Consider the following 11707-nt stretch of genomic DNA (forward strand, 5'->3'; position numbering starts at 1 on the left):
ACTGTTGCATTTGTTTTCAAATGTTACAGTCCACAGTATTCCCCAGTAGGAGCGCATATGAAAATTTCCTGGAACTGGCTTAAATCCCTGGCAGAATTTGACGATCTGACTCCGCGGGAGGTTCATGATAAATTTACAGAGCATTCAGCAGAGATGGAAGGGATGGAATCAGAAGGCGAATATCTCTCCCGCGTGATCATGGCCAGAATCGTCGGAATCCGCCCGCATCCAGACGCAGATAAACTGCATTTGGTTACTGTAGACACAGGATCAGAAAAATTCGAAATAGTCTGCGGAGCTCCAAATGTGGAAATTAACAAGGTGGCAGTGCTGGCGAAGCTCGGGACTGAGCTGCCGGGTGGTTTCAAGCTGATCCCTAAAAAAATCCGGGGCGTGCTTTCAGAAGGCATGCTCTGTTCCGAACGGGAACTCGGATTATCGGACTCCCACGAAGGCATAATCCTGCTCCCTGAAAACACTGAACCTGGAAAAACCTATGCGGAAATCCTGAAAAAAGATGACTCCATTTTCGAGATTGACAATAAATCCCTCACGCACAGGCCTGACTGCTGGGGGCATTTCGGAATCGCCAGGGAAATCTGCGCCATATTCGGGAAAAAGCTGAAAAATCCGTATCGAGTTAATGAATTTCAGCATGGCAGTCAGAAAGTCCTGATCGACAACAGGATACCAGAAAAGTGCTTCCGCTATTGCGGGATCGTCATCTCCGGCCTGCGGGTGGCTGAGTCCCCGGAATGGATGAAAAAAAGGCTGGCTGCAGTTGGCAGCAGGCCGATCAACAATATAGTGGATGCCACGAACTATGTGATGCTGGAACTCGGACAGCCGCTGCACTCATTTGACAGGAAGAAAATCTCAGGCAGCACAATCGTAATCCGTCTGTCGGAAAATGGCGAAAAAGCCACGACTCTTGACAGGCAGGAAATAACCTGCACAGGAGCGGAAATCCTGATCGCTGACGAAAGAAACGCCCTGGCCCTCGGTGGGGTAATGGGTCTCGGAAACTCGGAAGTCGATGCTTCCACCACTGAGATCATACTGGAATCCGCCACTTTCGATGCAGCCACAATCAGGCGCACTGCCAATAGATTCAATCTCAGGACAGATGCAGCCCAGAGATTCGAAAAATCCCAGGACCCTGAAAACGCTTCCAGGGCAATCTTCAGGTTCTTCGATCTGATCAGGGAAACCTGCCCTGATGCAGCTTTCTCTTCCCCTCTGGCAGACAGCTATCCTGGAAAAAGGCCAACACTAACCATCAGCAGTTCGTTCGATTACATCCGCAGCGCACTGGGCACAGAGATTACTGACGACAGAATCAGCGCGATTTTAGGATCGCTTGAATTCAAGCTGCAGAAGGACGGTACGAAATTCACTGCTTCTGTGCCGAGCTTCAGAGCCACCAAGGATATTTCGCAGCCGATCGACCTGGTGGAGGAAGTGGGGCGGATCCATGGATATGGTAACATTGCTCCGCTCGCCCCGCTGGTTTCAATGGAAGTACCCTACAAGGACAGCTTCAATTCCAGTCTGAGAAAAATCCGGGAATTTCTCAGCTTCAACCTTGGTCTGGCTGAGATCTATAATTATTCTTTTTTCAATCAGGAGAAAGCGGTTCTGGCCGGGTCACCTGAAAATGCCCTGAAAATGAGAAATCCCCTTTCCCAGGAAGCTGACAGGCTGGTCACAGACCTGCTCCCGAACATGCTGGAATCAATCAGGAACAATGCCCGTTTCTTCGATGAATTCAGCTTCTATGAAATCGGCCATGTCTTTACCACTGATTCAGAATCCGAAGTCCTGATCATTTCTCTGTATAGGAAAAAGGATGATGGAAACCTTGCTCTGGAACTGAAATTCCTGCTCGAACAGCTGTTCACGGAATTGAAAGTTGCTGGCAGGATTTCTGTGGCTGAAAAAGCCGGATTCCATCCTCTGCGCTGTGGTACTGTCAGATGCGGAAAGCGGGAATTTGATTTCGGGGAAATTCATCCTGACAGACTCGCGAAGTTCGGGATCAAGGGGCGGGTGGCTGCAGTCCAGCTGACGCTCAGGGAGATGCTGGAACTATGCAAAACCACCGGTAAATTCAAAGACATCCCGAAATATCCGGGCGTGCCGTTTGATCTGACCCTTCTGATCCCCATGCAGCAGCATCTGGACCGTGTGATCAGTGAAATCAGGAAAACCAGTCCTGAACTGATCGAATCAATCGAATTCGGGGGATTTTATCAGGACGACAAGTTCCCGCCTGACAAGAAAAGCGCGACTTTCCATCTGACCTTCCGCTCCCTGGAACGGACTCTGTCTGGAGAGGAGATCACCAAACTGCAGCAGGACATCATGAACAAGATGAATGGCCTGGGATTTGCCATAAAGTAACAATGTTTGCTGATTTTAAAGGAGACTTCATGAAATTTCTCACCGGTTTTCTATCAATACTTATTCTCTATGCCTGTACTGCTTATGCCGGCACGACTGCTGAAACAATTTCTCCCACAGCAGAAGTCTTTTTCACAAAAAACATCACTCCTGCAGGAATCGAAGCCTGCTTTGACAGAATCAAAGGCGACAGGATCAAAGGGACAGTCGCCTTTAAAGTACATTTCGGTGAAGAAGGCAATGAGAACTGGCTGAAACCAGCATTGATCCAGACACTTGTGGAAAAACTCAAGGCCACTTTCATTGAAACCAATGTCCTTTATGGCGGAGAACGCGGTTCAACGGATTCGCACATTGCTCTCGCTAAAAAGCATGGTTTCGGTTTCGCTCCCATCGAAATAGTGGACAGTGAAAAGACCCTGGAGATAAAAGTGGAAGGTCTGAGGCATTTCGCGAAGTTCGCGACTGGCGCCGGGATCGCGAAATATGACACGATCATTGTCTACAGCCATTTCAAGGGCCACAGCTCAGCAGGTTTCGGCGGGGCAGTCAAAAATATAGCCATGGGACTGGCAGGACGCGAAGGCAAGTATGCCATGCACAGCCTGAACATACCTGCCATCAATCAATCCAGGTGTGTCAAATGCGGGCTTTGCGCTGCAGCCTGTCCTGGAGGCGCAATCACCATCACCCCTGAGATCAGGATTGATCCCAAAAAATGCCTGGGCTGCGGCAAGTGCATCGGCATCTGCACATCTGAAGTTTACAGCCCTCTGCCTGACTCGGAAAAACAGAACGCTTTCCTGGAAAAACTTGCTGAATACGCATATGCCATCTCCAGGGGACGAAACATGCTCTACATCAATGTGCTGGCCAACATCTCGCCGCAATGCGACTGCCTGTCCAGGGCCAAGAAGCCTTTCACAGGAGACATAGGCGTGCTCGCCTCCACAGATCCGATCGCCCTTGACCAGGCTTCCCTCGATCTTGTGGATAAAGCCTGCCACAGCCCAGATGCCTTCAAGGAGCACTCAGGCGCGAGCGGGACTCACATGCTGGAATACGCTGAGTCGATCGGGATGGGGATGCGGAAATACCACTTGGTTAATCTGGACACGGAAAAATAGTTGATTTTACACAATATTGAATTTTGAAAGTTGAATTTAAATTACAGGTTTCATCTGTCAATTTACTTTTTTTTCATTCAACATTCAGCATTCAACATTTAAAATTTTCTGTTACTATCAGCTAGTTGTTGATAAACGCCTTGTACGCCAGATAGCAGCAGTATAAATCGGCTTTGGAGATCACTTCATAGGGCGAGTGCATGGAAACCACGCCTGGTCCGATGTCGATGATGTCCATGTTGTACTGGGCGATGAATCTGGCGACAGTGCCGCCACCGGCTAAATCCACCTTGCCGAAGCCGCCGATCTGCCAGGGAATTCCTTCCTTGTCCAGCAGCCTGGTGATGCGGCCAGTGAATGCAGAACCTGCTTCATGGCTGCCGGATTTCCCGCCGCCGCCCACGAACTTGTTGACTACTATGCCGAAACCGAGCTTGGGGTCGCCCTTGGTGTCAAAGGCATCCGGGAATGTGGGAGTGATCGCTGCGCCTACGTCTGCGGACAGGCCTGAGCTCTTTTCCATCAGTTCCACCCTGTCCAGTGAAGGCTTGGGACTGCCTGTCAGGGCCAGCAGACGGACCACGCAGTTTTCCACAAACCTGGACTGGGCACCTGTGGCTCCGATGCTGCCGACTTCTTCCTTGTCCATGAAATAGAGGCCGAACGATTTCCTGCATTTAGGGGAATCAAGCAGAGCTTTCAGAGAAGTATAGGCGCAGATCCTGTCGTCATGTCCGTAACCTGCCAGCAGCCCTTTGTCGAAGCCCATGTCGCGCACCTTCAGGGCAGGGACAAACTGCAGATCAGCAGTGAACAGGTCCTGCTCCATGATCCCGTATTTTTCATGCAGCAGCTCCAGCACCTTGGCCTTGACCTTCTCCTTGACCTTGTCGTCCTTTGCTGAAGAAGGAATCGAGCCTGAGACCACGTCCAGTTCCTCGCCCTTGAAGACATCTTTCATGGTGCGGTCGTTCTGCGAACTCCTGATATGCGGGAGCAGGTCGCAGATCATGAAAATCGGATCTTTTTCGTCTTCCCCGATGTTCACCTTGACGGTTTTACCGGCTCTTGTGGAAATGCGGCCATGCAGTGCGAGCGGAATATTGGCCCACTGGTATCGTTTGAGCCCTCCGTAATAGACTGTCTTGAAAAAAGCCAGGCTGAATTCTTCACGCAGAGAGTTCTGCCGCACGTCGATCCTAGGGGAATCGATATGGGAAAGAATCAGGTTCAGGCCGGTTTTCAGATAATCTTTCTGCAGGTTGAAAGCTGCCAGGCAGGCTCCCCGGTTGTTGAAATAGACTTTCAAAGGGTAATTCTTCGCTTCCTTCAGCTTCTCGATATTCTTGTAACCCTGAGCTTCCAGGATCTTTACCATGGATTCCACAGACTCCTGCTCAGTCTTGTTTTCAGTCAGAAACTGCTTGTATTCTTCCGCAAAAGCGAAGGCAGCTTTGCGCTCCTTGTCGTTCCATTTTTCCCATGCGCTCTTGTTTTCCAGAAACAATTTTTCTTTCTTGGCCATTTGTCCCCCAGTTGAATTTATTCCCGATTAAAAGGATTTTAAAATAAAACCATGCAATTGGCAATTGTTTGCAATTTTCCACCCCATAGGTTAATTTAAATTTATGGACAAAATCACCCAGTCCCTGCAAAACACCTGCTCGCTTCTCCAGAAGATTATCGCTGATGCCGGATTTATTTCCAGCATTTCTAAAGCTGCCGACGAAATCGTCAAGGTCTATCGCAGCGGCAGACGGGTTTATTTCTGCGGAAACGGCGGAAGCGCGGCAGACGCCCAGCACCTTGCAGCAGAGCTGACAGGCAGATTTTATTACGACCGGGAACCGCTGGACGCAGAGGCACTTCACACCAATACATCCCACCTCACCGCAGTAGCCAATGATTACTCCTTTGACGAAGTATTCGCAAGACTATTGCATGCCAAAGGAAAAAAAGGAGACCTGCTGGTCGGAATCTCAACCTCAGGAAACTCGAAAAATATTCTGAGGGCGTTTGAGGAAGCTCGAAAATCAGGGCTGTTCATCATCGGGCTGACCGGAGAGGGAGGCGGAAAGATGAAAGATCTTTGCGATCTGCTCCTTGCTGTGCCTTCCCGCGACACACCCCGCATCCAGGAAGCCCACATCACCATCGGCCACATCATCTGCGAACTGGTAGAATCCACTCTCTTTCCAAAGTAAACAGTTGAATTCATGCAGGCTGTACAAAAATGATCATATGCGCGGCATCAAAAGCCGTAAAAGAATTTGGGGCGGACTGATGCCGCCCCACGATTCTCACGGTATCGATATTCTGGCTGGTTGCTATGGCTTGTTGTGCGGCTGATTCAGTAACTTTCAGTAGATTTCCCGCTATAGCTTGTGCAGTGTCCAGTGACGTTTCCAGTATCAGATGTCCTACGCCAGAAATCCGTTTCTTCGCAAACTTTCTATCGGCCGAATCAATCTTTCTCTTTAGCAGTTTTTTTGAGCTTATCCAGAAACTTCTTCAGGGTCAGGATTTCATACAGGGTGATGCCGGGGCCAGTCACAATTTCCCCGATTGCATGCGGCTTTCCGGATTTCAGCCTGGACCGGGCTTCCAGAGAAAGTCCCGGGACTTTTTCAAAGTCGAAATTCTCAGGGATCGGGTAATCTGCAATTTTTCCGAGCAGCTGCCGCTCCTCGTCCTGTTTTTCGAGATACCCTTCATATTTGATCATGGTTTCAAGACAAAGACAGTGTTCTGCCGGGACCTCTCCGCAGTCGATCAGTCCGGCCACAGAGATGCCCGGGGTTTTCAGGTACTGGAGCGCGGAAACCCGATTCCTGCTGACCAGCATGCTCTTTTTTTCGAGTTCCTGTGTCTTCCGCTTGATCCAGTCCATTTTAATCTGATAATGTTCATATTTTTCGTCATCCACAAGCCCCAGCTTACGCCCGATCTCTAAAAGCCTGGAATCCGCGTTGTCCTGCCTGGTGGAAAGCATATACTCGGAAGATGAAGGAAAGAGCCGGTAGGGCTCACTGGTACCCCTGGAAGTCAGATCATCGATCAGCACGCCGATCAGGGACTGGGAACGGCTGAGCGTGAAAGCAGGCAGTCCCCGGACATTGCGGGCTGCGTTGATCCCTGCGACCAGTCCCTGGGCTGCGGCTTCCTCATAACCGGAAGTTCCGTTCACCTGGCCTGCGAAATAGAGTCCTGGGAATCTCACATGTTCAAGGGTGGGTTTCAGCTCAGTGGAATTTACGCAATCATATTCTACGGCATAGCCGGGTTTGAAGATCCGCAGATTTTCCAGTCCAGGGATGGTGGTCAGGAATTCCAGCTGAACTTCCTCAGGCAGTGAAGTTGAAAGCCCCTGGAGATAAACCTCGTCTGATTGAAGGCCCACAGGTTCGATGAATGTGATGTGCGAATCCCGGTGCGGGAATTTCATCACCTTATCCTCAATCGAAGGGCAGTACCTGGGGCCAATGCCGACTATCTTTCCCTGGTAGAGCGGGGAGCGGTGGATATTGCTCCTGATCACGGCATGGGTTTTTTCACAGGTGCGGGTGATGAAGCAGGAGCGGGTGATCTGCGGAAGGGAATAATCGTAATGAGTGAATTTATAGGGTACAGCTTCAGAAGCCTGCTCTTCCATTTTGGAGAAATCAATGCTTTTTCTGTCAGCTCTGGCCGGAGTTCCTGTCTTCAGGCGGCGGGTCGGAATTCCAAGTTTTCCGAACTCAGCATAAAGCCTGACCGAAGGCGGCTCCCCTGCCCTGCCTGACGGAAGAGTGAAATCGCCGATAAATATTTTGCCCCGCAGAAATGTGCCTGTCGCAATGATCACTTTTTCCGATAGACAGGTAAAGCCGTTTTTCAGCTCCAGCCTGTAACAGTCAGCGTCTTTCTCAAGTCCTGTCACTTCTCCCTGGATGACTGTGAGATTCTTCTCTCCGAACAGGACCTTCCTCATGCAGGACTTGTACTGCCAGAGATCGGCCTGGGCACGCAAAGCCTGGGCTGCGGCACCTTTTTTGGTGTTCAGGATGCGATACTGGAGAGCAGCCCGGTCCGTGTTTCTCCCGATCTCTCCGCCCAGCGCGTCGATGTCGCGGATCACCTGGGATTTTCCGGGTCCGCCCATGGAAGGATTGCAGGGCATCAGGGCGATGTTGTCCAGATTCAGGGTAATCAGAAGCGTGTTCACGCCCAGCCTGGCTGCAGCCAGCGCAGCCTCGCACCCGGCGTGCCCTGCCCCGATCACTGTGACTTCGTATTTATCCATATACGGCCCTCGAACAATTCAAAATAGTGCCTCCGGTAATTGTAACAAATTGTAAATTGCTTTGCCCACCGGCTTCAATCCCGAAATGCAACTTGATATTTTTGCCCTTTCCACCTATAATTAATAATAGTATTTGGGGAGTATCTGAGTATGAGAAAAAGTATTGTCATTGTCATTTTCATTGCTTTCATAGGCATTGTCTCATACGCGGACAACATTCCCCAACCATTCAAACCATACATTGACGCTCTTACTCAAAAAACCGAATACATGGAACTTCCGGTGATACCTAATCTGTCGGACATCGGAAGCGCTAGTGCAACTGTACCTGAATTCATCACAAAAGATCAGGCATCCGAGGATCTGTTGCAGATAATTTATCTCTGGAAAAATGCCTATTCAGGAAGATTTTATTTTGAAAATAACGGGGTCAGTCTCAACAAACTTCAAAGTGATTTCATCAGATTAATCGAAAATTCAACTGAAAACGTATCGGTCTGCGAATTTGAAAGATTACTTGTGGACAGTCTGATTGATGTTAATGATGCTCATTTTACTGTGATCGGATCAGATGTTCATCGCTTTGTAAAATGTTACTTTGCTTATTTCACTGATTTGCTTATCGAGCAGAAAGGGGGAAAATTAATTGTCATCAAGTCCGGTAATTCTTCAGTCCCGGAAAATTCCGAATACCTCGGAGCAAAAAAGAATCTTTTTTCCACCCTTTCTCCGAAAAACCGCAATGATTTCCTGCTGGGAGAATTATCAAAAGATACCTTGGGGGAATTAAAATCGAGTTTTCTGATCAATAATGAAGAAAAAGAGATTTCCCTGCCGCTTCATCGATGTCATGCCTCAGAATATACGATGAATATAGATTCTTTTTTCAACTGTCAGCAAGAGAAGAATTATAGTCTGATCAATATTAAAACATTTTCGCCTGATTACCATAATGAGCTGTTAAAACTCGGCGAACTTGGAAAAAAACTGAAAAATGAAGAGCGGATAATTATTAATGTGGCTGACAATGGAGGCGGCGATTATGCCTATTTTGTCGATTTCCTGAAAAATCTGAATGACAATGCCAATGTCATGTACACTACCGCATCATTATTTTCCCCGCCATTTGTCCGGGCAATTGCCAACCAGGACTGTTCTAATCTTCCGGAAGATTTCATTCAGTCTGTCGAAAAGTTCAAAAAAATGGACCAAGATATGAAAAAAGATCCTGTCAAATACTGGGAAATCAACGAACCTGGAGAACCAAAACCAGGAACCTTTAAAGGAACTGTTATTTGTATCATGAATAAAAATACGGCATCTGCCGGTGAAAGTGTTCCTATTTTATCTGAAGATTCCCTGCCTGAGGTGATTAAAGTTGGAGAAAATACATGCGGAGCCATGCATTTCGGTAACAATGAACCGTATCTACTGAAAAATTCTAAAATCTTCATGGATTTACCTGAGGATGTCTTCATTTCCGATCAGGAGGAAGGAAAAGGCTGTATACCTGATTTTTGGGTGGATTCGTCTGATCCGGTTAAAGAAGTAATTTCCTGGCTTACAGATCCTGATAATTATCGATTTTATCCTATTTCAATTCCCCCCAGGTCCTGCCGATCGAGTGATCTACCAATAGAGGCACCTTGAGAGTATAGATCCCTTCCATGATCTGCCTGATTCTGGGAATCGCAGCTTCAATTTCTTCTTTTTTAACTTCGAAAATCAGTTCATCATGCACCTGGAGCAGCATCCTGTAAGGCAGTTCACGGCTGATGCGGATCATGGCGATCTTGATCAGGTCTGCGGCAGTTCCCTGGATCGGTGCGTTCACAGCCACATTCTCTCCGTGTTTCATCAGATTCCCATTCCTGGCGAGGAAGCGTTCCACCCATCTTTTGCGGCCGAACAGAGTGGTCACGAATCCATCAGTTTTTGCTTTCTCAATTGTAGCGTCGAGATATTTCCTGATCCCGGGGTAAGCCGCAAAAAAACGCGCCAGATATTCCTTGGCTTCCGGATTCGTGATCTCTAACCGCTCGGATAAGCCATATGCATTCAGCCCGTAAACAACCCCGAAATTGATCTCTTTGGCCTTGCGCCGCATTTCCTTACTGACTTCTGAAAGCTGTACTCCGAAAATACTGGCTGCAGTATTGGAGTGGATATCCTGATTCTGTAAAAATGCGCTGATCAGATTGGCGTCTTCAGAGAGATGGGCCAGCACCCGCAACTCGATCTGTGAATAGTCAAATGAGAGCAGGGAAAATCCCTCGGGCGCGATGAAGGCATGCCTGATCTTCCTGCCCTGTTCGTCCCGCACAGGGATGTTCTGCAGATTGGGATTGCTGGAGCTGAGCCTGCCTGTGGCAGCTACGGTCTGGTTGAAAGAAGTATGGATGCGGCCTGTAGTATTGTCCCGCAGTTCAGGCAGGGCATCGACATAGGTGGATTTGAGCTTGCTGACAGTCCGGTATCCAAGCATGAGTTCTGCTACAGGATGATCCTTCCTGAGTTTTTCCAGTACCGAAACATCGGTGGAAAATCCTGTCCCCTTGGTTGTCTTCCCATATGTAGGCAGCTTAAGGCGGTTGAAGAGCACATCCTCCAGCTGTTTAGGTGAATTGAGATTGAATTCGCCTCCGCAGAGTTCATAGATCCTGGTGACAAGTCCGGACAGTTCAATTCCCAGCTCCAGGGACAGGCTGGACAGGTATGCAGTGTCGATCGAGATTCCGCGTCCTTCCATTTCCGAGAGCACCTGGACCAGGGGCAGTTCGATTTCCTGGAATACTTTTTCCAGTTCCTGCTCCCTGAGCCTGACTGAAAAAATCTCAAAGAGCCTGAGCGTGAAGTCAGAGTCGGCTCCTGAATATTCAGTGGCTCTGCTGATTTCCACTCCTGCAAACTCTTTGGGCTCTCCCTTCCCGAACAAACCATCGAAACTCTGCATGCTGAAATTGAAGTTTTTCAAAGCCAGCTGGTCCAGGCTGTGCCTGTGCTCTTCCGGATCGAGCAGGTAAGACGCCAGCATTGTGTCGAAGAAATTCTTAAGTTCGATCCCGTAATTTAAAAACACCGTATATTCATACTTGGCATTGTGGCAGATTTTAAGGATCTGGGAATTTTCCAGCAGTTCTTTCAGCTGGCCAAGGATCAGGTCCGGCGGAAGCTGTTCCTGAACGCCGAGATAGAAATGCCGGAGCGGCAGATAATATGCGCTGCATTCTTCAAAGGCCAGGGATATCCCGACAATGGATGCCTTGCGGCCGACTTCACTGTCTGTTTCCAGGTCCACTGCGAAACGCCTGCACATCTTCAGCCTGGCGAGCAGGTCTTCCCATTGTTCCATTGTTGTAATACTCTGGTACTTGCCGGCACTTCCTGTTGCAGCCAGTTTTTCAGATCCGACTGCCAGCGAGAGCTTTTTAATCAGGGACGACAGCTCAAGTTCCTGTAAAACTGCAGTCAGCTTTTCCCTCTCCAGGGTCCGCTCTGAAAGAATCGCCGGAAGATCGAGCGGCACAGTGGTGATAATAGTACTCAACTGCCTGCTCAGATCGGCAAGCGCACGATTCTCGGATAGTTTCCTGGCACAGGAAGGCGTGAGTTCGGCCAGATGGTCATAGATGCAATCGAGTGAATGATATTTTTGAATCAGCGTGAGGGCGGTTTTCTCGCCGATTCCAGGTACACCCGGAATATTATCGGACTGATCTCCCATCAGGGATTTGAGATCAATGAATTCAGAAGGTGTGATTCCATATTCCCTGGTGAAATCTGACAGCCCGTATTGAAGTGTTTCCGCCCCTTTGTAAGTGAGCACAATTTTCAGTTTGTCATCCAGAAGCTGAAAAATATCCCTGTCCCCGGTCAGAACATAGGTCTCGTGCGA

At 48.8% G+C, this 11707-nt stretch carries 7 protein-coding genes; 4 read left to right on the top strand and 3 right to left on the bottom strand.

Annotated elements, in window-relative coordinates:
* Positions 1 to 57: 57 nt before the first annotated feature.
* Positions 58 to 2403: a phenylalanine--tRNA ligase subunit beta gene (gene pheT / locus PHW04_14070; protein ID MDD2717013.1), complete on the top strand. Its 2346-nt coding sequence runs from the start codon at positions 58 to 60 to the stop codon at positions 2401 to 2403.
* Between the two features lie 29 nt (positions 2404 to 2432).
* A complete protein-coding gene (locus PHW04_14075) occupies positions 2433 to 3530 on the top strand; it encodes a DUF362 domain-containing protein (GenBank protein MDD2717014.1) in 1098 nt (365 codons plus the stop codon).
* A 121-nt stretch (positions 3531 to 3651) separates the two neighbouring features.
* On the opposite strand, the gene PHW04_14080 is transcribed toward PHW04_14075, so the two are convergent.
* On the bottom strand, positions 3652 to 5055 hold the full coding sequence (locus PHW04_14080; protein MDD2717015.1) for an aminopeptidase: 1404 nt from the start codon (positions 5053 to 5055) through the stop codon (positions 3652 to 3654).
* A gap of 103 nt (positions 5056 to 5158) precedes the next feature.
* Here PHW04_14080 and PHW04_14085 point away from each other — a divergent pair, with 103 nt between their 5' ends.
* A complete protein-coding gene (locus PHW04_14085; GenBank protein MDD2717016.1) occupies positions 5159 to 5734 on the top strand; it encodes a D-sedoheptulose 7-phosphate isomerase in 576 nt (191 codons plus the stop codon).
* Between the two features lie 260 nt (positions 5735 to 5994).
* On the opposite strand, the gene mnmG is transcribed toward PHW04_14085, so the two are convergent.
* Positions 5995 to 7812: a tRNA uridine-5-carboxymethylaminomethyl(34) synthesis enzyme MnmG gene (gene mnmG, locus PHW04_14090; GenBank protein ID MDD2717017.1), complete on the bottom strand. Its 1818-nt coding sequence runs from the start codon at positions 7810 to 7812 to the stop codon at positions 5995 to 5997.
* Positions 7813 to 8589: 777 nt separating this feature from the next.
* On the opposite strand from mnmG, the gene PHW04_14095 reads away from it, so the two are divergent.
* Positions 8590 to 9462 (top strand): S41 family peptidase, encoded by an 873-nt coding sequence (locus PHW04_14095; protein MDD2717018.1) that lies wholly within the window; start codon positions 8590 to 8592, stop codon positions 9460 to 9462.
* Here PHW04_14095 and polA read toward each other — a convergent pair.
* The coding region (gene polA, locus PHW04_14100; GenBank protein MDD2717019.1) for a DNA polymerase I at positions 9404 to 11707 on the bottom strand (2304 nt) is incomplete at its 5' end. The two genes, PHW04_14095 and polA, sit on opposite strands and share 59 nt — an antisense overlap.

Source organism: Candidatus Wallbacteria bacterium, from assembly GCA_028687545.1.
Classification (GTDB): Bacteria; Muiribacteriota; JAQTZZ01; order JAQTZZ01; family JAQTZZ01; genus JAQTZZ01.